The 24,717-nt window shown below is 36.8% G+C and carries 16 protein-coding genes; 11 read left to right on the plus strand and 5 right to left on the minus strand.

The genetic code is table 11. The annotated features are described in order from the left end of the window. Window positions 1-125: 125 nt before the first annotated feature. Window positions 126-1,820 (plus strand): molecular chaperone HscC, encoded by a 1,695-nt coding sequence (locus tag Bccel_RS27090; protein ID WP_036939916.1) that lies wholly within the window; start codon window positions 126-128, stop codon window positions 1,818-1,820. Between the two features lie 5 nt (window positions 1,821-1,825). After that, a complete protein-coding gene (locus Bccel_RS27095) occupies window positions 1,826-3,841 on the plus strand; it encodes a J domain-containing protein (RefSeq protein ID WP_036939918.1) in 2,016 nt (671 codons plus the stop codon). 92 nt (window positions 3,842-3,933) lie between these two features. Here the strand turns inward: Bccel_RS27095 and bla are convergent, their stop codons facing one another. The 5 genes from bla to Bccel_RS27120 form a co-directional block, all read right to left on the minus strand. Continuing rightward, complete coding sequence (gene bla / locus Bccel_RS27100; protein WP_036939920.1) at window positions 3,934-4,737, minus strand: subclass B1 metallo-beta-lactamase; 804 nt, start codon at window positions 4,735-4,737, stop codon at window positions 3,934-3,936. Between the two features lie 308 nt (window positions 4,738-5,045). Then, on the minus strand, window positions 5,046-5,879 hold the full coding sequence (locus tag Bccel_RS27105) for a stalk domain-containing protein (RefSeq protein WP_081926849.1): 834 nt from the start codon (window positions 5,877-5,879) through the stop codon (window positions 5,046-5,048). A gap of 563 nt (window positions 5,880-6,442) precedes the next feature. Beyond that, the gene (locus Bccel_RS27110; protein WP_050753930.1) at window positions 6,443-8,752 is read right to left on the minus strand and encodes an endo-1,4-beta-xylanase; all 2,310 of its coding nucleotides are present in this window, start codon (window positions 8,750-8,752) and stop codon (window positions 6,443-6,445) included. 87 nt (window positions 8,753-8,839) lie between these two features. Beyond that, complete coding sequence (galU, locus tag Bccel_RS27115; RefSeq protein WP_036939924.1) at window positions 8,840-9,709, minus strand: UTP--glucose-1-phosphate uridylyltransferase GalU; 870 nt, start codon at window positions 9,707-9,709, stop codon at window positions 8,840-8,842. A gap of 134 nt (window positions 9,710-9,843) precedes the next feature. After that, window positions 9,844-10,050 carry a hypothetical protein gene (locus Bccel_RS27120; RefSeq protein WP_036939926.1) on the minus strand — a complete coding sequence of 69 codons (207 nt, stop codon included), beginning with the start codon at window positions 10,048-10,050 and terminating at the stop codon, window positions 9,844-9,846. Window positions 10,051-10,305: 255 nt separating this feature from the next. Between Bccel_RS27120 and Bccel_RS27125 the strand changes: the two genes are divergently transcribed. The 9 genes from Bccel_RS27125 to sigI all read left to right on the plus strand — a co-directional run bounded on the left by Bccel_RS27125 (window position 10,306) and on the right by sigI (window position 24,706). Continuing rightward, window positions 10,306-11,229: an ABC transporter ATP-binding protein gene (locus Bccel_RS27125; RefSeq protein ID WP_201781984.1), complete on the plus strand. Its 924-nt coding sequence runs from the start codon at window positions 10,306-10,308 to the stop codon at window positions 11,227-11,229. 2 nt (window positions 11,230-11,231) lie between these two features. Beyond that, window positions 11,232-12,200: an ABC transporter permease gene (locus tag Bccel_RS27130; protein WP_036939930.1), complete on the plus strand. Its 969-nt coding sequence runs from the start codon at window positions 11,232-11,234 to the stop codon at window positions 12,198-12,200. Window positions 12,201-12,341: 141 nt separating this feature from the next. After that, complete coding sequence (locus Bccel_RS27135; RefSeq protein WP_152966107.1) at window positions 12,342-13,055, plus strand: ABC transporter ATP-binding protein; 714 nt, start codon at window positions 12,342-12,344, stop codon at window positions 13,053-13,055. A gap of 32 nt (window positions 13,056-13,087) precedes the next feature. Continuing rightward, window positions 13,088-15,541 carry a COG1361 S-layer family protein gene (locus Bccel_RS27140; RefSeq protein WP_036939939.1) on the plus strand — a complete coding sequence of 818 codons (2,454 nt, stop codon included), beginning with the start codon at window positions 13,088-13,090 and terminating at the stop codon, window positions 15,539-15,541. Next, a complete protein-coding gene (locus Bccel_RS27145) occupies window positions 15,534-16,799 on the plus strand; it encodes an ABC transporter permease (RefSeq protein WP_050753931.1) in 1,266 nt (421 codons plus the stop codon). Before Bccel_RS27140 ends, Bccel_RS27145 begins: the two co-directional genes overlap by 8 nt. Window positions 16,800-17,209: 410 nt before the next feature. Beyond that, window positions 17,210-18,298 (plus strand): alpha/beta fold hydrolase, encoded by a 1,089-nt coding sequence (locus Bccel_RS27150; RefSeq protein ID WP_050753932.1) that lies wholly within the window; start codon window positions 17,210-17,212, stop codon window positions 18,296-18,298. A 210-nt stretch (window positions 18,299-18,508) separates the two neighbouring features. Continuing rightward, a complete protein-coding gene (locus Bccel_RS27155; RefSeq protein ID WP_036939943.1) occupies window positions 18,509-19,633 on the plus strand; it encodes a heparan-alpha-glucosaminide N-acetyltransferase domain-containing protein in 1,125 nt (374 codons plus the stop codon). 139 nt (window positions 19,634-19,772) lie between these two features. After that, window positions 19,773-23,912: a Pls/PosA family non-ribosomal peptide synthetase gene (locus Bccel_RS27160; protein ID WP_036939945.1), complete on the plus strand. Its 4,140-nt coding sequence runs from the start codon at window positions 19,773-19,775 to the stop codon at window positions 23,910-23,912. A 56-nt stretch (window positions 23,913-23,968) separates the two neighbouring features. After that, entirely contained in the window at window positions 23,969-24,706 is a 738-nt protein-coding gene (sigI, locus tag Bccel_RS27165) for an RNA polymerase sigma-I factor (protein ID WP_081926864.1), read from the plus strand. The last annotated feature ends 11 nt before the right edge of the window (window positions 24,707-24,717 follow it).

The following is a 24,717-nucleotide window of genomic DNA, read 5'->3' on the forward strand; positions in this document are numbered from 1 at the left end:
ATAATATAAATTCTTCCACCTTCAATTGTTTTACCAGATTGCATCATTCTACGTCTATATTTATAGACTTGTGTACATATTTGCATTAAAATTATATATATTGAGATTAAAAAAGAGGTGTTTACATGCCAACAATTGGAATAGATCTTGGCACTACTAATAGCCTTGTGGCCTACTGGACAGATGAAGGGCCCAGGTTAATCCCAAATGTGCTGGGGTCAAATCTTACGCCGTCGGTAGTCAGTGTTGATGAAAACGGAGAAATATATGTAGGGCAGATAGCTAAGGAACGAAAAATTACACACCCGCATCTAACGGCTTCTTCCTTTAAACGATTTATGGGAACGGAAAAAGTTTTTCATCTTGGACAATACTCATTCACACCTGAAGATTTATCCTCCTTTGTTGTACGTTCTTTAAAAGCTGATGCGGAGGCTTATTTCGGTAGTGAGGTAACCGAAGCTGTAATCAGTGTTCCGGCTTATTTCAATGATGTCCAGAGGAAAGCAACAAAGCGTTCGGCGGAGTTGGCAGGGCTCAAGGTAGAACGGCTTGTCAGCGAACCTACTGCTGCTGCAATATCGTACGGACTTCATCAGAAAGAATCTGAAACCAGTTTCCTTGTTTTCGATTTGGGAGGAGGCACCTTTGATGTATCTATCCTAGAGCTGTTTGAAGGTGTTATGCAGGTAAAGTCCATTGCAGGAGATAATTTTCTCGGCGGAGAAGATTTTACCGATACTTTGGCTGCATATTTTATTGAACGTCATGGACTTAGCTTGGATTCCCTTGATTTTAAGGCCAGGTCATTTATAAGCAAGCAGGCTGAGCAGTGCAAATGTGAACTGAGTAATGGTAATAAGGGAAAGATGGCTTTCACCATAAATGATAAAACTTATGAATCAGTTATAGACCGAGAAGAATATGAAAAGCTGGTCCAAGTGCTTCTCATTCGTCTTCGTCATCCTATCGAGCGTGCATTGAGAGATGCAGAGTTAATGCCGGAGGATCTCGATTCAGTCATACTGATAGGCGGTGCTACCAGAATGCATGTTGTCAGGTCTGTTGTATCCAAGATGCTTGGGCGGCTTCCTAATTCCAGTATTAATCCTGATGAGGCGGTTGCATTGGGTACAGCTATTCAGGTTGCTCTTAAAGAACGTAATCAGGCACTCAATGAAGTTATACTCACAGATGTTTGCCCTTACTCACTTGGTACAAACATTGCAAAAGACATGGGTGGCGGTAAATATGAGACCGGGTACTTCCTTCCGATAATAGAGCGAAATACGCCCATACCTGTAAGTAAGGTGGAAACCTTGTCTACATTATATGATAATCAATCGGAGTTGCACGTAGAAGTATATCAGGGGGAAAGCAGAAGGGTGGAAGGCAATATAAAAATAGGTGAACTCAACATACCTTTAAACCCCGAACGTACAGGAAAGCAGCTTGTTGATGTAAGATATACATATGACATAAACGGCATTTTGGAGGTTGAGGTGTTGACCCATAAAACTGGGTTAAAAAACAGGCTTGTTATAGAGAAAAGCCCTGGGAGTATGACACAGGAGGAGATTGAGGAGAGGCTTAATCAATTAAAGGGTTTAAAGATTCATCCAAGGGAGAGAACAGAAAACAAGCTTCTTATAGCCAGAGGAGAAAGATTATATGAAGAAGCTCTTGGTGAGATGAGAGAATACATATCAATGATTTTACAGGATTTTGAAAGCATTATGTCCCGCCAGAATGAACTGGAAATTAGAAAGGCCGCTGAAATCCTTAAGAAAAAGCTTGATGAAATTGAAATGAGGTTCTAATTCCAATGAACATGTGGAATATTTTGGGGATAAACCCCACTGATGACATAGTTGTAATAAAAAAAGCATACGCAGCTAAACTGAAAGTCTGCCATCCTGAAGATGATCCACAGGGTTATCAAAGGCTAAGGGAGGCTTTTGACAGTGCCGTAAAATATGCTAAAAATCAGCGGAAAGCTAAAGATGTTGATGCCAGCCAAACAAACGATAATAGGAATGTGGATGATAGTAAAGAACCCCAGACGCCGGTTGATAATGAAATACAGGTATCGGTTGACAATGAAATGCGGGTGCCGATTGATGAAATACAGCCCCCGCAGATAAAATTCAGAAATAATTTCATAACAAATGTTATTGCTTTGGAGTATGCTAACGATGGCTTGATAGATGATGCAGCGGATATTTATAATAACTTTTCATCCAGAATAGATGAGAAAAAGTGGATTGCTTTGTTGGATTGTGATTTGATGTGGAATATAAAAAACCAGGAGCGTCTCAACATTAGAATGCTAACTTTTTTAACAACACATCATTATTTACCCAATAAAATATGGCGATTGTTAGATACTCACTTTGATTGGAGTAAAAGCCTTGAGCATCTTTACTATTATTATCCCAAGACGTTCATAGAGTATGTAAAAAGAAGGGTAACCGAGAAGCAATATCTTCATTATTCTCATCTTGCAGGCACTAATATTATAAATCTGGAAAAGTATCTTGAGCTTAGAGAAGCTGCTTTTGATGAGATAAATAAAAAAGATTATAATAATGCGTACATATCATTAACACAAGCTGAAGAAATTTATAATGAAGATCCAGAGCTATGGAAGTTGCAAGGGATGTATCGTTTTCATATGGGAAATATTGATGCAGCATATGATTTGTTTAAACGGTGTTTGAAATTTAGACCAGATGATATTATAAATTTATTCTATTCCATACACATTCTTTACAAGAAGGAGAAGTATTATGAGGCTGTTAATCTGTTTGAAAAACTGAAGGAAATAGATGACTTGAATACAGAACAGCTTGGATTACTATCAATATGCTACATTAAGGTCAAAAGATTTGAAGAAGCCAAAAATCATCTTCGAGAGGCCCTAGAAATTGACCCGGAAAATAAAACTATAAGAAATCTTTTTTGTGATCTTAACGATAAAATTAAGAAGGAAATTAAGGAGGAAAGCCGGAGAAATCGTAAAGACGAGGAGTTAAGGCTCGAACTTGCTCGGATAGACCATGAAATTGAATTGTTATTACATGCTGATGACATAAATGGTAATAAAGCATCATATGAAAGTGTGTTAGAACATGGAAAAGCCAAAATACTTCTTATTGTTGCAATAATTTTTGCTGTCTTTGTTGTACAGTTTGCCTTGTCACGAAACAATGGAACAAGAAATAATTCTGTCGATTACGTCAAGTCAACCATAGAAGCTATAAATACACCAAAACCGTCTTTAAATGATGATTCCTATATTGAAATTACAAATGCATATGCATTATCAGCCGATGGTAATGAACATAGTATTATCCATAGTGAATTGGTTGGACTTAACCTAATGTGCAAATATGTAATGGGTACAGATCAAATTCTCGGAATGTCTTTCAAAGAGTTAGATATGAGCGATCCTTCAAAGTTAAGCAACGAGGATTTTGTTGTACGTGTAGGAGTGTTAAACAGTAAAAAAATTATTGTACTAACTAGCCTAATCGATTATATTCAGAAGAATGCCTTCAAAAAAGCAGTTGTGAGAGGCCAAGTTATAGATATTAAGCCTGATGTTTTAGCTGAAGTAAGGGAAAGGATGAAACAGAAGGGAATTTCTACTGACGATTTGATTCCTGATAAATATATACTTACGTCTATTGATTTTAGCTATGTTGATATTAGTAATGGTATAAGTAATACAGAAATATATAAAAGTTCCTCTTCAGAACCGAATTTGCTTGGCCTATACAAATTGATTGTTCCATTAATAATAGTTTTTGTAGTTGCAATTCGACGTAGTAGAAGTTGACCTATAGTGACTTAAAGATACCGGACCTATATATACTTAACTGTACGGTATCTTTAATGAAACACTTAAAAATTACTGAATGATTAAAAGGTTCACTGCTTACTTCCAAGCAAATTTAGGGTATGCTCTATTAAATTAATGCCTCCCCATTTACCGTGGCCCGGTATTACAGTTTCAGCGTCTTCTTTATACTTATCAAATACATTTTTAACGGATTTTGGCCACTGCTCAATATTTGCATCCGTTGTGCTTCCTAAATCCTTTGAATCTTCAGATTTTATCAGGCACCCGCCAAATAATACTTTGTATTTTGGCAGCCAAACAGTTATATTGTCTTTTGAGTGACCCTCACCGGGATAAAACGTTTCTATTACTGTATCTCCTACCTCAATCACGGGCTCTAAATCAAGCTTTGGTTCTGGTTTCTTGAAACCGTTCTTTTCTGCTTCCTTGACAGTTAGGCTGGTACTTCTCACATCCATGTTCTGTTCAAGTAATGTGGAGATTCCGCCAATCCTGTCAGCATGGGCATGTGTTATGACTGCTAAGACGATTTCCATATTAAAAGTATCCTTTGTTAGCTTTAATAATTCCTTGGTTTGAATAGGGTTCCAAGGAGTATCTATCAGAACAATACCCTTGGATGTGATTACTAACAGTCCATTTGATGGACTTCTGCTCCCTTTGTAGTCTGAATAACTTGTATGTACCCATACATTATCATTAATTTTGGATAACTCAACATATTCATTGTCATTTGATCCGCTTTGAAAGAAGTTTTCTGTAACCTTGAAATCATCAGGTACAATTGATTCACTTGAACAGCCTGTTGATATTGCTACAATACATATCAAAAGCAAGTATATTAAAAAACTTCTTTTTATCATTATTTTCATAAATGCCTCCTAACAACTAAACTGTTTAAAACAAATTTGAAAGGTATATCACTTTTAATATAATTGAATTTTACCACGATTTCCAGTACAAGTAAATTCAAAAGAAAAGGGGCTTTTGCAAAATGTATTTTAATCACTTCATGATGTGATTATATATTGTTTTGCAACAGCCCTGTTATTCTGTGAAATGTAAGATTATAAACACCTTTAAGAATGCCTTAATATAAATTATTGAGCACTACTTTTTATATTTATACTGACTTTTATATATCTATTTCTTTCATAAGGCATATCCTTTTGCCTAAGGCTTAATAATAAAAATGCATTCCGTCCATTTTTTTGTATAACGTGATCCGTTTGCTTTTAAAGGGAACATCGCAAAAATACAAGCATTTACCTATATTATTGACACCCTCATAAGCCATTTTTGCTGCTGTTATGCATTCCTGAGTAGGAACAAGGGTTTTGAATCCGGATTTGTATGCCGGCGGGAACTGGCCTCTTTGGAATATAACACCTTGAACTGTGTCAGGATAAGAAGGACTCTTTATTCTATTTAATACAACATTTGCTATAGCTACTTTGGTATCAAGTGATAAGCCTTTTCCTTCAACATAAATTATTCTTGCAAGCCAAAGCAAATCATCATCCGTATATGATCTTTTGTAAACTGAGGAAACGGGAACGGTTAGTTTATCATTATTAATAGACAGGGTATAATACTTGGGGTCCCAATCAACTTTACATCCAAGGGTTTCAGATATAAACCTTAAAGGAACCATGGTACGGTTATTATTAATTTCGACTGATGAATCAATGGTGAATGTTTCACCGTTAATAAGTATTTCTTTTTTTCCAACAAACAATTCCATGAGACTTTTCTCTGTTACAACAAGGGCCTTATTTTCTTCCTTAACCCAGCTTATATCAGCTCCTAAAGCCTGGCTAATAAACCGCAGCGACACATATGTACGGCCGTTTTTGATGTAAGGGGGTGCATCGGTTTTGATATATTTGCCGTTAACTTTCAGGCTGATAAAAACCTGCTTGTTCAACGCATTTGTCGGAATGTGATAACTAAAACACAACAAGATCAAAACTAAAAAAAACACTACTGGCCTTGCATAATTAATTTTTCTCATACTCATCTCCTCTTTGAAATATTTTGCATTTGTTTGAAGATTACTTTTGATCAAAATTAAATATTTTATATAAATATATTATGTATCAATGCTATTTATAAATATAAAGTGAAAAATATAAATAAATGCAATTTTGGCATTATAATATCATAACACTAGGAAGCAGGCAAGAGATGGCTTTTATACAGTGATTTGAACAAGTAACATCATGTGTCCAAAATCCTTGTGTATCAATGCCTCTGCGGAAAGTGCGGCAAAATTCATTTTTGAAAAATGACAAAATAATTACTTGAAATAACTATTTAACCATTCCTTAATAAATATTATATTCGACATGCTTATTAGCTGAATCCTGTACCCATTGTTCAAGCAATTTCAGGCTAAAAAAGTAATTGTACCCAATTTTCGCATATGGTAGCCCTTCAAATTTACCATTAGTTATGGCAAATTTTAAATCATTCTCAGATATGTAATCAAATGAAGGTTTTGTTAAATAAAAAAGTGATCCTACAGCTAAATTGATTTAGCTATAAAATCACTTTTTATCGTAAGATCAAGGTTACTTATTTCTCAAAGCTAAGTTCACACAAATTGTTTTCGCTATTGCCATTAGCAGCCTTAAGCACGGGATAGAGCTGGAATTTCCTCTTACCGTTTTCCGAATCGTTATCGGATATGGATAAATTCCATGGTATTGTTGTGCCGGCAAGATCTTCCACTGGAAGTTCTACAGCCGCTTCCAAAACTTTGCCGTCTTTACTCCATGCAGCACTTGCTTTACCATTATAGTTGCCTGTGTCAATATCTTTACCTACAATTGTACGGAGAATGTTTACCGTATCTTCAGGTCTTATTGATATTTCAACATTGTCGTTTTCTGCAGGGTCAGCATTATTTGTAACTGTTTTATCGTCAGCCCTGGTGATATAAAGGAAGAGGGTGTTTTTGTCATATATGGCCTTCCATTCAGCATAGCAGTCATTGTTGTTCTTTGGAGACGATTGATCTTTGAGATTTAGCTGGTTATATGCCAGCTTGTATTTAACGGCATTATCCCACACACCCGGATCTTCAACACCATCAATGGTAGGGGCTTTTAATGCTTTGCGTGCCATAAACGGTGGTAATGTATATTCTTTTGTAGCAGGCTTCTGTTGTTCGCTCACGAAGTTTAATGCTGCAAGATCTTTTCCCTGCCAACTGGTGTTTGCTCCACTTACCGGATACAGCTGGGATGTTCTTCCGCCTGTAAAGTCATCACTGTCTGTCAGTGCTGTATTCCATCCTATTGTAATTCCTGCCAAATCCTTCTCGGCGGGCATTTCAATAGAGAATTCAACAACCTTTCCATCCTTGCTCCATACTGCTTTTCTTTCACCTGCAGCAGGGTTGAAGGACCAATCCTGTCCTATTAGGCTTCTAATCTGGTTGATTTCTCCGTTATGCTCTAAAAATAACTCAACACAGTCATTTTCATATTCTGTTGCAGCTTCCGAAACAGTCTTGTTATCATTTCGTTCTATCATTCCGTAGAACTTGTTTTTATTATAAACAATCCTCCAAGATCCGCTGACATTCTTCAAGTCCTCAGGAGGTCGCTGGTCGCTTTCATTTAACTGGTTATATGCAAACGGATATACTAATGCATCTTTCCATTCATCAGGATCATACTTACCGTCTATGACAGGAGGCTTGGAAACGGGGTTGGCAGCAAATGGAGGAACGACGACCCTCTTTTTCAAAGCTTCCTTTTTAAGCTTTTCATAGTCTATTTTTACAGGACCTTGCTTTAAAGCATTGACTAAAGAAGTGTATGCCGGCTTGGGTTTGTACTCTTTGTCAAAAATATGAGCATCCCCGGATTCAGGATATGTTACAGGTACCCATGAGTGCTTGTCTGTAAGTCCCCACATTGTAAATACCTTTACCTTATCAAAGTTTAAGGCTATATTCATCAATTGAGAGTAAGCTTCTGCTTGATTTTTAAGCTGGGTTTCATCGCCATAACCGTATATGCGGAAGTCTACTTCGGTAAAATCAACGTCCAACCCCAACTCAACAAATCTTTTTACATTATCATAAATGCTGCCCATATCGGGAGGGGTTTGCATATCGAAATGGCATTGGAAGCCAATTCCATCAATAGGTACTTTTTTGTCAAGGAGCTCTTTTACGAACTTGTAATAATAGTCGGACTTAACTCCTTTTTCTTCGATGAAAAAGTCATTCATATAAAGTTTGGCATCCGGATCGGCTTCGTGAGCCCATTGAAATGCCTTTTCTATGTATTCCGGACCGATTTTTTCCAGCCATAAAGTATTTCTTAAAGTATAAACATCGATAACCTCGTTCACAACATCCCAGGCATGGACCTTACCTTTGTAGTGACCTACAACGGTTTTGATATGGTTTTCCAGAATCTTTAGAAGTTCTTCCTTGGAGAAATTGCCGCTGGTGAGCCAAGAAGGGTTTTCAATATGCCATACAAGGGTGTGTCCTCTTACTTTCATTTTGTTGTCTAATGCAAAGTCAACAATTTTATCTGCACCTTTAAAATCAAAGGTATCCTTTTTAGGATGGATGAATCCCCATTTCATCCTGTTTTCCGGTGTTATAAAATTGTAATTTTCTTTCAAAGTCTTTGCGTACTGGGGTTCATCAAGATGATTTGGTTCTATGGCAGCACCGACAAGCATGCCGCGTTGATCAGCTAATTGCCTGAGATTATCGGTTACATTGCTGGAGCTTTGGCTGCTGCTTGCCGGGCTTACTGAAGCTGTGGCATTGGGCTTTTTGTTACTGCTGCTACATCCTGCCAATAAAAAGGAAGCAAGAAAAAGCAGTGAAAGTGTAAGGTGTAATAGTTTTTTCAAAAGAATTCCTCCCTTGGATTCGCTTGAATTAATAAAAATGGCTTACATATGCCTGTTAAAGGATATGCAAGCCATAAAGAATTTATCTTAAAACTTATCAATAACCTTTGTCAAATAGGTTTTAAAATCATCTTTTATATCATCCCTGGTTAATGCATATTCAACAGTGGCTTCTAAGAAACCCAGCCTATTTCCTACATCATATCTTTTTCCTTCAAAGTCATAGGCATATATTGCCTCATTGCTTATAAGACTCTTAAGGGCGTCAGTCAATTGAATTTCTCCGCCTTTACCCGGTGTGGCACTTTCCAGGAATTCGAATATATGTGGAGATATAATGTATCTTCCAAGAATAGCTATGTTGGAAGGTGCATTTTCAATATCAGGTTTTTCTACAAGATCCTTCACCTTGTAAACCCTGTCATCAACCTGTTTGCAGCTTACTATTCCATACTTTGGAACATCTTCTTGCGGTACATGTTGAACTCCTAAAACTGTAGTTTTGTACTCGTTATATATGGAAATCATCTGTTTTAAGCAAGGAACCTCAGAGTTGACAATATCATCGCCCAGCAAGACTGCAAAGGGTTCGTTTCCAATAAAAGATTTCGCACAATATATAGCATGTCCCAAGCCTTTTGGTTCTTTTTGCCTTATGTAATGAATATCGACCAGATTGGATATGTCCTGTACCTGGGCCAACAGATCCTGTTTTTCCTTTTTCCTGAGTTCTTCCTCAAGCTCATAGGACTTGTCAAAGTGGTCTTCAATGGCACGTTTGTTTCTTCCGGTAACGATAATAATATCTTCTATACCTGAATCGATAGCTTCCTCAACAATGTATTGTATTGTCGGTTTGTCTACGATAGGAAGCATTTCTTTAGGTTGTGCTTTTGTTGCAGGTAAAAACCTTGTGCCTAGTCCTGCTGCTGGAATTATGGCTTTACGTACTCTCAAAATCAACACCTCTTTCGTCGTGAAGGTTTGTAAAATTGAATGCTATTTATACTACTTTAAATATACCAAATTATATAATAATCGGCAAATTAAAATAATTTACATAATGAATAAAGAGAATTATGTACTAATGATTAAACATTCTTGCTCTTTTTGTAATTGTAAAAAGCTAGAGAAAACCATGCTGCGGTTAAAACAAAAGAAGTAATGGCTTTGATTAGATCAGATCTGACTCCCGATGCCATTGACATTCTTAAATAAACAATACCTCCTGTTAAAAAAAGAAAACCTAGAAAAATATTAAGTTTATAATCAAATTTCCTATCTGGTATTCTAGCCATCATTAACCTCGTAAAATTTATTCTTGATAGTCTAATTTTACATTAACAAGGCGGATAATTCAATGAATTTTATTTATAGCTTGGGAAAATTATAACTTGCGTAAAACCGCAAAAAAGTTGCGGGACTACGCAATTCTTTTGCGGGATATACAATTAATGCTTTCGGTGACAATTTTTTTCATAGATTGTATAATTCAAAGTGGTATATGATGACAATTTGTTAATTATTAAATGTAAACTAGGAAGGTGATGTTTTTGGAAAAGGCTCAAGCAGCGGTCAAATTAGAAAGTTTAAGCAAAAGAATCGGCAAAAAACTAATAATTGATAATATATCCATGTCAATGAACTTTGGCGAGGTATTTGGTCTTTTGGGTCCAAACGGAGCTGGAAAAACAACAATAATTAGAATGATTGCAGGGCTTATTAAGCCGACATGCGGCAATGTTTATATCAATGGAGTAGATGTGCAACGTGATTTTGAAAAAGCAATATCCAATATTGGAACTATTATTGAAAACCCTGAGTTTTACAAGCACTTAAGCGGGTATCTGAATCTCAAAATCATGGCAAACATGTATCCTGATGTGAATACTGACAGAATAAATGAAGTTGTAAAAATGGTAGGATTGACAAATAGTATAAAAGATAGGGTAAGAGGATATTCCCTGGGAATGAGGCAGCGTCTGGGTATTGCAGCGGCACTTTTGAATAATCCCAGGGTATTGGTACTGGACGAGCCTACAAACGGACTTGATCCTGCAGGTATCAGGGAAATGCGAGACAGGTTAAGAGAATTGGCACATAAGGATGGCATATGTGTGATTATATCCAGCCACCTATTAAGTGAAATGGAGCTGATTTGTGACAGGTTTGCAATAATTGACAAGGGTATACATATTGAAACTAAAGATATTGAAATGACAGGTGATAATGAAAACCTAAGCGTAAGTATTGAGATGTTAAAACCGGTAAATCCGGCTAAACTGGAAAAGATTTTATCTGAATTGGGTATAAGAGCCAATTCTATATCTGAAACAAATTTAGACATTGAGCAAAGCCGTGAGGTGATATCAAAAGTTATCGGTCAACTTGTAAGGGCAGAAGTGGATATAGTTTCTGTTATTCCAAGCAAAAAGACCCTTGAAGAATACTTTATTGAAAAAACGGGGGCAAACTAAATATGAAACAATTAAAAGTTTTTTTAAAGTTGATAAGCAATGAATTATATAAAACATTCTTTCAAATAAAGACCATTGTATTTATTTGCTTAATGGTTGCACTTGTTGGGCTGGTCGCCTACTTGAGCGTGTCGACAGATAAGGGTGATAAGTGGAGGGATGATACACAAAAGCAAATTGAGACTATTAAAAAGTCTATTTCGGAAACTGAATCTAAGAAGGATAAAGACGAATTTGATATAACAATGCTTAACTTTGAAAAAGATCAGTTTAAAGTTTTGGAATACAGGCTCCAACATAACATACCGGGAAATGCTATTACGCCTTTGAGGTTTGTATATAGCTGCAGCGAATTGATGGTATTAATAGTGCTTTTTATGGCTATTTTTGCGTCCAACATTGTTGCAAATGAATACTCACAAGGGACAATACGTCAATTGCTGGTTAAACCTATAAAACGGTGGAAGATATTTATTGCCAAATACCTTTCAGCTGTTTTGGTAAGCATGGTTTTAACTATGATTTTGTTCATTGTTTCTTTAGCATTAGGATTTATATTGTTTCAGAAAAATAGTAATTCAATTTATGATGTAGTTCTTGTAAATGGAAATATTGTAGAAAGAAATATGTTAAGCCATATTTTAGCTGTTGCATTTTCCAAACTCTTTTCCATTTCAATAATAAGTGCATTGGCATTTTTTATATCAACAATTGTAAGGACTACTGGCCTTGCAATTATAGCCAGCTTGGGTATATATTTTGCAGGGTTTGTAGGCGGTATTATATTGAACAAATATCCGTTATATAAATTCTTTATAACGCCAAACCTTGATTTGCATCGTTATTTACCTGGAGAATCCTTGCCATATGCAGGGGCTACATTCACATTCTCCATAGTGGTATGTATTGTTTATCTTATGGCATTTCTGGCTAGCGGCTTAATTGTTTTTAATAAGAGGGATGTTTTTTAAGCTTGTTTAATCTCTAAACTATAAAAGTAATAATTAACAATTTCGTAACTATTTTTAAAATATAATATGTTATAATCACTGCCAAATATATAAAATTATGTAATAGCTTCAGTTTATTTCGATAAGATTGGAGAGTGTTTTGTGAATTTCATAAAGATTTCAGGACTTAGAAAGGTTTATAGAATAGGAAACAGTGAAAAGGTTGTAGCACTTGATAATATTGAACTTGAAGTTGAACGTGGGGAAATAATATGTATATTAGGAACATCGGGCTCGGGAAAATCCACTTTGCTGAATATGCTTGCAGGACTTGAAAAACCTACACGAGGAGAAATTTTTATTAACGGCAAGAATATTGCAAAAATGAGTGAAAATCAGCTTGCCATGTTTAGAAGGTCAACCATGGGATTTGTATTCCAGTCATATAATCTGATGCCTCATCTCACGGCATTGGAGAATGTAGCTTTTCCTCTCATGCTCAAAAACGTTTCAAAGAGGGTCAGGGATAAGAAAGCAAAAGAAATGCTGGAGCTTGTGGGATTACATAAGCAAATTAAAAGAAAACCTTCGCAGATGAGTGGAGGTCAGCAGCAAAGGGTTGGTATAGCAAGAGCATTAGTGTCCAATCCAAAGTTAATTTTTGCTGATGAACCCACAGGAAACCTGGATTCAAAAACTACAAAGGAAGTTATGGAGCTTATTTTGTCAAAGGTTAAAGAAAATAATCAGACACTTATAATTGTTACCCATGACGTAAACATTGCCAGATATGCAGACAGGATAATTCATATCTTCGATGGCAACATATCCAAAGTGGAGTTGGTAGATAGGCAGCAGTGTGCAGAGCAGATATAGATAAATTTTATATTAAATGAGGAGAAATGTTTATGAGGAAATTAGTCGCATTGATATTAATTTTAGCAATTTCATGTATGGGTGTTTATGTTAATTCGGAGGGAGAAACGAATTTAGATGTGATTATTACTAGTTTCTCAACCTCCGGTACCCAAGTTACCAAAGGAAATTTTGATTTAACACTTAATTTAAAAAATAATTCGGGTAAGAATCTTGAAGACATGTATATTGAGTTAGGTGATAACAATTCATTTTCCTTTGCAACCACCGGATCAAGGATGCCAGTGGGAGTAATCCAAGTTCCTAAAGATCCAAATGACCCAAAAGACCCTAATATAAAGACATGTACGCTTAAATTAAGATACAATGGTGGGCCTGATGCAAAACTCCCAATCAAATTTATATACAAAAAGGATGGGGTTCAAACAACAGCCACTGACTTCATAAACCTTCATGTCGTACCATATACCGAACCAGCGCCAGTAATTACCCAAGTACCACAACCTGTGGACACCACGAAGTATGCTCCAAGCCTTATTATAGCCGACGCAAAAGCAATACCTTCAGGTAAGGCAGGAGAAAAAATTACAATAACCCTTCCGATAAGGAATATTAGCTCTTATGAAGCTAGAAACGTAATTATTACAACTGAGGCTGATGACAAGTTGCCTATCAGTACAGATAAATTAGCTTCCGCTCAGATAATTGACTCTGTCAAAGCGGGAGAAACAAGGGAGGCAACAGTAACATTTGATATTTCTCCCAATGCCCAGGAAAAGGTTTATACGATGAAACTTAATCTGCAGTATACAAATACCAGCAATGATGCCTACACATCCAAGGACAGCATAAATATAAAAGTTTTAAATTCATTGAAAAACTCCAGGGTGGTGGTTTCTTCAATAACATCCAGCCCATCTTCAATAAATGCAGGTGAGAGCACAAAGGTGACGGTTAATATTCAGAACTATGGAAATTTACCTGCAAACGATATAAAAGTTTCATTAACCGGATTAAAAAGTGAAAGCTTTGGTCTTTCTGATTCCACTGACTCCAGATACATAGAGAAAATGAACGGCGGGGATAAGCAAACTCTCGTGTTTTCCATTAATTCGTCTTCCAAAATGGAGTCAGGAAGCTATGGCCTCGGAGTGAAGGTTGAATACAAGGATACTTCCAACACTCAGTTGTCCGAAGAGTCCCAATTTTTTATTTCAGTGAATAAGCCTGAAGAATCAACATCTTCACCCGATGTATCAATAACCAATCTTACAGCACCAGCTAATGCATTAAAGCCAGGCGATAGCTTTTCGGTGGTTTTTGATATAGTAAATACAGGTACTGCCAAGTTGCCTAATCTGAAGGTTTCAACGGCAAGTGACAAGGAAGTTGTTCCTAAGTCATTGAGTACAAAGATAATACCTTTACTTGAAGTAGGAAAACCCCAGAGGTTGAAGTTTGATTATCTGGTTACTGATGAGGCTGTTACAAAGAACTATCCCATTTCAATAAATATTGAGTATGAGACAGGCAAGGAACCAAACAAGGTAAAACAGATTGCAAACCAGTATGTTGGGGTATATGTTGAGGGGGTCAAGGATAAGGATAAAAAATCTGCCCCAAAGGTCATAATAAGCAGGTGTGTATGCAGCCCGGATTTAATTAAACCGGGAACAAATTTTAATCTGGATGTCACATTCCAAAATACAAGCAGGTTATCGGATATATCAAATCTAAAAATTGTACTTACACCTGCAGATGGAGTTTTTATACCTGTCAACAGCGGCGGAACCTTATTTATTGATCAAATTTCCAAGGGCGGATCGGTCCAGAAAACTATTACAATGTATGTTAAGCCTGATACACAGACAAAAGCATACCCAATTGCTGTGGACTATGATTATGAGGATGAGAAGGGCACAGCTATAACTGCAAAGGATACTGTCAGCGTGCCAGTAAATGTTGAGGCAAGAATGGTAATCGGAGAACTTAATATACCGATGGATACCTTTGTAGGGCAGCCGGTAGTAATTCCGGTTAATTTCTTCAACATGGGCAAATCTACGGTTTATAATGTACTGATAAAGGCTGAGGGTGATTTTCAGGTTCAGTCTCCCGAATATTATGGAGGTAACTTTGAATCAGGAAAGTCAGACAACTATGAGGTTCAATTGACACCAAACAAGCCTGGCAGCAATGCAGGAAAATTAGTACTTACATTTGAGGATGGAAATGGAAAAAGCCAAAAGATTGAAAAGCCTTTTACCATAAGTGTTATGGATCAAATGCCAATGGATGAAAAAATGGCTGCTATGCCTGGAATGCCTGGAGCACCTGGAATGCCAGGCGACGCACCTGCAAAGAAAGGAATAAATACTCTTTATCTGGCCATTGGTGGAGGAGCAGGATTCTTGGTAATCCTTATCACTGTAATTGCGTTAGTGAGGAGATCCAGACGTAGGAAGGAAATGGCACTAGATGAATAATATAGATTTGTTAAAAACAGGCTTAAAAAACTTAAAAAGGAGAAAGGCACGAACCTTTCTAACAGTACTTGGGGTTCTTATAGGAACAACCTCAATAGTCATTATGATATCCTTCGGTATTGGCATTAAACACAGTATAAACAACCAAATGCTGAGCATTGGAAGCTTGAGGGTTATAGATGTTAATAATTATGGCTTTTTTCCTGAAATGGGAGGTCAAAAAACTGTAACCAAGAAGGAAAAACTAAATGATGCACTAATAAGAAGGATAGCCGAATGGGAGGGAGTAGAGGCTGTAACACCTCTATTGGAAGCAAATTTAAAATGTGTTGCGGGAAAATATATGTCGCAATTGATGGTTTTAGGAATAAATCCCGATGTGCTTGAAAAATTTGAGTTTTCTGCTCAGGAAGGAAGGCTTCTAACTAAAACCGATGACTTAAGTTTATTGGTAGGATCGATGGTTCCCATGAATTTTTATAACCCTAAAAGGATGAATTCATATCAGGGTATGATGATGATGGGAGGGCCTAATGCCAAGCCTCCAGTTGATCTCATGAATGAAAAGCTGGTGCTTACTTTCGACTTTTCCTATGGAGAGAAAGTGCCAAAAGACCCAATGGGAGCACAGCCCACAGAAAATAAAAAACCGCCCAAACTATATAAAGCAAAAGCTGTAGGTATTATAAAGCAAAGCAATAATGAAAAAGATTATAATGTATATATGAATCTTGAAAGTGTCAGAAAGCTTATTAAGGAGAATGCAAAAGGCCAGCAGAACTCCGGAATGATGATGGGTATGGGCGGCATGTCTGTAAACCCGAATGAGTACCAGAGGGCTCAAATACTAGTAAAAGACATAAAGTATATTGATGATATTCAAAACAGGCTGAAGGAAATGGGACTTGGTGCCAACAGTGTCATGGATATGGCTAAGGAAATGGAAAAGGCTGCAAACATGATTCAGATGATACTGGGAGCACTTGGTGCAATATCACTCTTTGTGGCTGCTATAGGTATTGGAAATACAATGGTTATGTCGGTTTATGAGAGAACCAGAGAAATAGGAATTATGAAAGTTCTTGGAGCTACCTTCGGGGATATCAGAAAACTTTTTCTTTTAGAGGCAGCATTAATAGGCTTTTTTGGGGGAATGGTCGGTATTGGCTTGAGCTATGGCACATCAAGCATAATTAATACTGTTATAAATTCCATGTCGCAGGGAAATCCAGAAATGGGAGGGGAGGCCCTGGTATAGCATCTGTAATACCTGTGTGGCTGGCTGTTATGGCAGTAGCATTTTCATCCTTTATCGGTATCCTATCAGGTATCTATCCTGCCATAAGAGCTATGAGGCTTAGTGCACTTGAGGCAATAAAGACAGATTAAGGCATGATTAAAAATTACTTCCGCTTTCTAAGCGACTGGTCGTTTAGCTTCGCTAAACTGCTCGCCATGCATCCTGGGTGTTGACGAGTTAAGTTAACATATGAGCGAAATCAATAGCGGAAGTTATTTTTGGGTCATGCCTAAAACAATTCTATTCAGTCGGTTGATTTTGAGATGGTATTCATCATAAAATAATGTTATATTGTGAATATGTAAGTGATTAATAACTTTTCGTCTCTATAATAACAAAAATTATACAAACCGTAAAAAGGAGAGCTAATGAAGAGATTTAAAAGGTTACTGACTGTGATGTTAGCAGGTATAATTATGATGAGTAGTTTTAACGGCTGTAATACAAAAAAAGATTATGAGGCTTTAAAATCTGGTAAAAATGCTGATAATAATAAAGATAAAATCAATTCATTGGAGAAGGTAGAAATCGGCGGATTAGAACAATGGATTTATATTAACGGGAATGATGACACTAATCCTGTTCTTTTATTTTTGCATGGCGGACCTGGCTATGCCATGTTACCCATACTCCACCAGAAGAATTCCCAGTTGGAGGATAAATTTGTTGTTGTAAACTGGGACCAGAGGGGTGCAGGTCTTTCCTACTCCAAGAGTGTTCCTAAGAAAACCATGACACTAAAGCAATTTGAGGAGGACGTACATGAACTGACTCAGTACTTAAAAGCAAGGTTCAACCAGCAGAAAATTTATGTTGTAGGACATTCTTTTGGAACAGTATTGGCATTAAAGGCTGTAGAAGCCTATCCGGAGGATTACTGGGCTTATGTTGGCAGCGGGCAGATGGTAGACATAGCTGATAATGAGAAACTTTGCTACCAATTTGCATTAGATATGGCTAAGACCTATGATGTTCAACAGGCTATTGATGAACTTACGGAAATAGGACCGCCTGATAATAATGGAAATTATAAGGATGATGATGCCTATGATATTACAATAAGCTGGGTTGAATACTTTGGAGGAGACGTGTGGGGTAAAGCCGGACCGGAAGAAATGGAATACTTTATGCAAAGTGATCCTGTTTACCAAGGTAAAAAGGACCAGTGGGAAAAGGGGACTGAATTTTCCCAGATATTATTTGAGGATGAAAGATTGCACAGTATCGACCTTAGAAAGCAGTTGAAAAAAGTAGAAGTACCGGTGTACATTCTTGCGGGCAGATATGATTATGACACACCCTTTGCTTTGGCACAGGAATACTTTAACATATTGGAGGCACCTAAAAAAGAATTCATCTGGTTTGAATACTCTGCTCACTTTCCATTTTATGAAGAACCTGAGACATTCAACAGTGTTTTGATTGATAAGGTTCTTGCACAGACCTATAAGAAATAAAAGATCTAAAATATAAAATTCAAACAATGAAACCGTATCTCTCGAGGATATGGTTTTAGCATCCGGCAAATTATGGTGAGTTCTGCACCATAATTTTTTTTATTTCCCCCTCCAAAAAGTTCAAAGTATATGAATATCTATACTGAAGAAAACGAAAAGAAAAGACACTTACAATTTTTACTCTTAATTGTGAAAGGTTGGTTAGTATTTATGAGGGTTTTAGACAACATCTTTAGAAGGCAGCCGGTTAATACTAAGAGACAGGTAGAAATGGATATCGCAAGAGGACTTGCTGTATTTTTTATGATTTTAGTCCATGTATTAGGTGATTTGTCAAGTGCTGCTGCAGGTGACACTATTTTTGGCAAGGTAATAGATTTCTTTGGATCCATTCCTGCAGCACCTGTGTTTATGTTTTTGATGGGTATTGGCTTTGTTTATTCAAAAAATCAAAAGCCAATTGTTCTTTTTAAAAGAGGTGTTATGATATTTATTGGAGGGTATGTTCTTAACCTGTTTAGAGGTCTCATACCATTATTTATCGGCAGTAAAATGGGGTATTACTCCATCAATATAGACGGAACTCCCTGGTATTACTATTTGATAGAGGGAGACATATTACAATTTGCAGGCCTTGCAATGATGTTTACTGCATTTCTGAAAAAGCTTAGGGTTAGTGAATTTTATTATCCTATTATAGCTTTGGTTATTGCTATTGCCACTCCATTTGTAGCAGGTTTAAACACAGGAGTTTTCATTATAGATGCATTCCTTCTTACTATATTCGGTAAGTACGGATATGTATTTCATCCTTTCTTTTCATGGATGGTTTATCCGTTGATGGGTTCTTTCTTTGGCTGGATGTTAATGAGAACAGAGAACAAGAACAAATTTTATTTAAAGGCCGCTTGTGTTTCAGTAGTGGTGGCAATTCCCGGGATTATTTATTGCATAATGAATCCAGGTATTGATATTGGAATCGTATTTGGAGACATTAGCAACTATTATCAACATGGAATTCTTTCTAATTCATTATTTGTTCCCTTTGTTGTTATATGGCTGGCAATTTGGCATTTAACTGCCTCGATAATACCCAATTTTGTTAAGAACAGGCTCTTTTTCTGGAGCAAGGAGGTTACTATCATATATGTTGTACACTGGCTGATTGTTGGATGGTCAGAGTTCCTGTTTATTGAAGAATTAAGCCTTGGTAATACAATTATTGCTATGGTTTTTATAACATTTTTTACAGACAGGATTACTGATCTATATATAAAAATCAGAGAAAGGTTAAATGAACGCAATGATCCTGTTTTAAATCCCCATATGAATTAGTAGTGAATTTTTTGAAAGCGTTAATAGAGATATAAAAAGATAGCTTGTCAATTGGGCATTTAAAAGGATTAGATCTTTACATAGAAATAAATGTTAAATGCCTTAAAATAAATTTTTTGATATATAGAGGTGCGGTATAATGAAGGCAACGAGGAAACCTATTAAGAAACCTAAGATATTACCATTTAAATTAAATCGTGAACTTGAAGCAATTAGAGAGGGAGTAAAAGAGAAAAGCCGTGCTATTTTGCACGGTAAAAGAATGCCGGAGTTCATCAGGGATGAATGCCTTTTTGAGGTGTTTGAGGCTACTGCCAGGGAGTATCCTGACAATAAAGCCATAATTTTTGACAAAACCAATATTTCCTACAGAGATCTTAATGCAATGGCAAACAGAATTGCTCATCTTCTAAGAGAGAAAGGTGTTCGCAAAGATGACAGGGTTGCTTTGCTTATGCCCAAATCCATAGAATGCTATGGTGCTATTATTGGTATTATGAAAGCCGGAGCTTGTTACATCCCCCTTGATGTTGGGTATCCTGAGGATAGGATTAAATATATATCCGAAAACAGCGGAGCCAGGTATGTTCTTGTACTGGACGGATATACAGCTTTTGGTAATGTTGAAAATATAATATCAATAAGCAGGGACAAGCTTAAGTCGTTTCCCGATAACAATATTCCAAGAACTGTTAGTGGTGCGGATAAGAATTCACTTGCGTATATCATATATACATCCGGTTCTACAGGCAGGCCAAAGGGCGTAATGATTGAGCATAAATCCGTTTGTAACCTGATACGTGCATCCCAGGAAATTTATAAGGTAACTCCGGAAGATAGAGTATATCAAGGCTTTACCCTTGCATTTGATGCATCTGTGGAAGAATTGTGGATGGCATTTTTAAATGGTGCTGCCTTGGTACCCCAAACAGATAGGATGAAAAAGTCCGGGCCTGATTTATTTAAGATTCTTGGAGAGTATGGGGTCAGTGCAATATCTTGTGTTCCCACACTCCTGTCAATGGTAAATGACGAGCTTGAGTCTCTAAGGCTTCTCATACTTGGAGGAGAAGCATGTCCAATGTCTATTGTCGAAAGGTTCGGTAAACCCGGCAGGCGAATACTAAATACCTATGGACCAACAGAAGCTACTGTCATTGCCACATGGTCAGAGATGCAGCTGAATGAAAAAGTTACAATCGGTAAACCTTTGGCAAACTACTCCGTATATGTAATTAAGGAAAACAATGAGGTTGCTGAGATTGGCGAGCCGGGAGAGCTTCTTATAGGAGGAATTGGGCTTGCAAGGGGTTATATAGGAAGAGATGATCTTAATAGGGAAAAGTTCATTGAAAATATATTTGATGATGGTATCGATTATCCTGTAATGCTTTATAGATCCGGAGATCTGGTTGTTATGGACGAAGAAGGAAATTTGGAGTTTCATGGAAGAATTGATGACCAGATAAAAATCAGGGGATTCAGGGTTGAACTCTCTGAAATAGAAAACGTAGCCAATAGCTATCCAGGGATAAAATCGTCGGTTGTTAAACTCAATAAATTCGATGATTCTACTGAAGGATTGTGTCTATATATTGTCATAGATGGTGACAAAAATGAATTTAACAGAGAAGAACTTTTTAAGACAATGAAAGAAAAGCTTCCTGCCTATATGATGCCTCAGCATTTAATGATGCTTGATGAGATACCTATGCTTCCAAGCGGCAAGGCAGACCGTTCCAAACTTCCTTTGCCTATAGGGGGCAATTTTTCAGTTGAAAGAGGCGGAACTCCTCCTATTGGAAAAGTGGAGCAGAAAATTGCAGATGTATTAAAGCAGGTTTTTAAAATAGACAATATCTCAAGGGAGGATCACTTCTTCAATGATCTTGGAGGTCATTCGCTTTTTGCAGCACAGACTGTTTCTCAACTGAGGAAGGAGCCGGAATTTTATGACCTTAATATATCTGACTTGTATGAATGCCCTTCTATTGAAATGCTGTCAGCTAAATTTAATATAGATGATAAAGAAATTTGCACATCAAAAAACAATAAAAGCAATGGCGTTAAGAGTAAAAAGGGTAAGAAAAATAAATCTATTAATAAAGTAAACGGAAAAACTGAAAATAAAATAAATGATAAAAGATCCAGAAAAAGAACAGAAACATTTAAAGAAAGCTCAAGTCTGGCACATTTCATATGCGGAGTTTTCCAAGCTCTATCCATAATAATCTTAACGTTTTTTATCTGTATACCTGCTGGTTATGTTATAATAAATGTGTTAAAGAGAAGTTTTGATGTTCAGAAAACACTTTTAGTATTACTTTCTTATGGCTTATTGTATATACCTGTCACATGTGTTGCAGCCTTATTATCCAAGTGGCTTATTATAGGAAGATACAAAGAAGGAAGTTATCCATTATGGGGAGTATATTACTTCCGCTGGTGGCTTTCAAGACTTCTGCAAGGGCTTTTCCCAATGCATCTGATAAGCGGAACGCCATTAATGCCGCTTTATCTTAAAGCAATGGGTATGAAGGTTGGTAAGGACTGCTTTATAGGAACCCATCATTTTGGCAGCTTTGACATTATAAGCATCGGTGATAACAGCAGCATAGGCCAGGATACTCAGGTTCTTGGTTATATTGTTGAGTCGGGTTATTTGAAGATTGGAAGGATAGAAATTGGTAAAGGGTGCTATGTGGGAACCCATTCCACACTTTGTATTAATTCTACAATGGCAGACGATTCAATGATTAAGGAGCAATCTATGATACCGTCACGTGTGACTATTCCTTCAGGAGAGACATGGGCAGGATCGCCGGCAGTTCCTTCAACTGCTGATGGTGATATTATAGAGCTTTTAAATGCCGGGAAAAAGGTTGGATTATTCAAGAAGGTTGTATTTTCAGTTCTGCATATAATGGGACTTTTATTCCTTGGGCTCTTTAATACATTAATCTTTACCCAGGGATTTGCATTCGGATATTTTTACTTTTCAACACCAACCTGGATGCTATTAATAAGTCCTATTACCGCCACAGCTATGGTTTTAGTATTGTGCCTGGAGATAATCATTTTTAAAAGACTGTTTATGAATAAAATAAAACCTGGAATTTACAGTGTATACTCCACTTGTTATGTTAGAAAGTGGATAGCAGATAATATAGTGTATGTCAGTCTTCAATTTTTACATACCCTGTATGCAACCTTATACACAATTCCATTTTTAAGAGCTTTAGGAGCCAAGATAGGTAAGAAGGTAGAAGTATCTACTGTAACTCACATATCTCCTGAACTTTTTGAGGTAGGTGACGGAAGCTTCTTTGCGGATGCGTCAATGGCAGGTACTCCGAAAGCTTTTAACAATTGTGTAATGTATGAAAAAACAAAAGTTGGTTCAAGGACATTTATTGGAAATAGTGCATTAGTGCCAATTAACACTACAATAGGCGATGATTGCCTCCTTGGAGTTTTGTCTGTACCGCCTGAGAAGGGTGAAACGGAAAACGGAACATCCTGGCTTGGAACGCCTGCTATGTTCCTGCATAAGCGTGATGTTAACAAGGATTTCAGTGATGAAACCACTTACAAACCTGGGAAGCTTTTGTACCTTAAGAGATTATTGATTGAGTTTATACGTGTAATACTACCAACAAACGTTTACATAGCGGCCACATATGGCCTGGCGTATTTGTTCCATTACTTTGCCAACACCTTCCCGTTCTGGGCTTCGATCGGTCTTATTGCAGCAACTGCTGTTGTGGGAGAAATAGCATTAATACTCTTTGTTGTACTTTTAAAGTTCTCACTTATCGGGACCTACAAGCCTTGCGTGAATCCACTTTGGAGCGAATTTGTATGGAAAACCGAGTTTGTAACAGGTATTTACGAAAATCTACTTGGAGATTATGTTCTTACTCCTCTTGCAGGAACGCCGATGCTGCCCATAGTAATGAGACTCTTTGGCTGCAGGATTGGTAAAAAAGTATTTTTGGATACAATTTTTATTTCGGAGTTTGACCTTGTGAGAATTGGTAATGAGGCGGCAGTTAACTTTAATTCAACTATGCAGACCCATCTTTTTGAGGACAGGGTTTTGAAGATGGCATATCTTACGATATGCAAAAGAGCAAGCGTTGGAAATGGTGCTGTAGTGCTCTACGATACATTTATGGAAGAAGGTTCTAAGCTGGGAAGTTCATCACTTTTGATGAAGGGAGAAACATTGGAAGCATATACACACTGGCATGGTAATCCGTCAAAATTTGCCGGATAATACTTGCAAAACCATCAGACATGCAAAATAATAATATTAAAGGGGTTTGAAGTTTGGTGCTTTGGAGTAAAAAAGAAAAAAAGGATGCTTCAAAAAAGAATGAAGATATTTCCCAGATAATTGAAAGGATAAAGAGTGGTGACAATAAACTCAGGGAAAGATTTATAGAGGATTACCGACCTTTTATTATAGGTTGTGTTTCAAAACAAATGAACAAATTTATTGATATAGAGAATAGTGAAGAGTTTAGTATAGGGCTAATGGCTTTTGATGAAGCCATTAGCAGCTATAATATAATGAAGGGGCAGCACTTTTTAAGTTTTGCAGAGCTTGTAATCAGTAGAAGACTTATAAACCATAGAAAAAAAGAGGTTAAGAATTCAAAAGTAATACCATTTTCTTATTTCGGGGGAGAAAGCGAACTGGTTATTGAGAACTCCATTTCTCAAAAATCCGTATACCTCCATTATGATAGATATGAAATGCGTGAAGAGATATTGATCTACAATCAGAAGCTTGAATTGTTTGGTATAACAATGGATGACCTTGTAAAGAAGTCTCCAAAACATAAAGATTCCAAAGAACTTATGATTGGCATAGCCAAAATTATTGCAGATAATGAATTTTTATATAACAAGCTTATTAGCAAAAAAACAGTGCCAATGTCGGATCTTATTGCGTACATAACTGTAAATCCTAAAACTGTTGAGAAAAACAGGAAATATATTATAGCAGTTTGCTTGGCATTAAAAAGTGAGCTTGAAATTATTAAAGGATTCATTAAAAAGTTTTAGAAAGGGGGGGA

Origin of the sequence: Pseudobacteroides cellulosolvens ATCC 35603 = DSM 2933 (genome assembly GCF_001262605.1) — a bacterium.
In the GTDB taxonomy this organism is placed as follows: Bacteria; Bacillota; Clostridia; order Acetivibrionales; family DSM-2933; genus Pseudobacteroides; species Pseudobacteroides cellulosolvens.

Bases quoted from the DNA above. Each gene is read 5' to 3' on its own strand.
- bla (WP_036939920.1), bottom strand. From the start codon at position 4,737: ATGAAAATAATGATAAAAAGAAGTTTTTTAATATACTTGCTTTTGATA.
- Bccel_RS27160 (WP_036939945.1), top strand. From the start codon at position 19,773: ATGAAGGCAACGAGGAAACCTATTAAGAAACCTAAGATATTACCATTT.
- Bccel_RS27095 (WP_036939918.1), top strand. From the start codon at position 1,826: ATGAACATGTGGAATATTTTGGGGATAAACCCCACTGATGACATAGTT.
- Bccel_RS27140 (WP_036939939.1), top strand. From the start codon at position 13,088: ATGAGGAAATTAGTCGCATTGATATTAATTTTAGCAATTTCATGTATG.
- Bccel_RS27150 (WP_050753932.1), top strand. From the start codon at position 17,210: ATGAAGAGATTTAAAAGGTTACTGACTGTGATGTTAGCAGGTATAATT.
- Bccel_RS27120 (WP_036939926.1), bottom strand. From the start codon at position 10,050: ATGGCTAGAATACCAGATAGGAAATTTGATTATAAACTTAATATTTTT.
- Bccel_RS27145 (WP_050753931.1), top strand. From the start codon at position 15,534: ATGAATAATATAGATTTGTTAAAAACAGGCTTAAAAAACTTAAAAAGG.
- Bccel_RS27090 (WP_036939916.1), top strand. From the start codon at position 126: ATGCCAACAATTGGAATAGATCTTGGCACTACTAATAGCCTTGTGGCC.
- Bccel_RS27155 (WP_036939943.1), top strand. From the start codon at position 18,509: ATGAGGGTTTTAGACAACATCTTTAGAAGGCAGCCGGTTAATACTAAG.
- Bccel_RS27105 (WP_081926849.1), bottom strand. From the start codon at position 5,879: ATGAGAAAAATTAATTATGCAAGGCCAGTAGTGTTTTTTTTAGTTTTG.
- Bccel_RS27130 (WP_036939930.1), top strand. From the start codon at position 11,232: ATGAAACAATTAAAAGTTTTTTTAAAGTTGATAAGCAATGAATTATAT.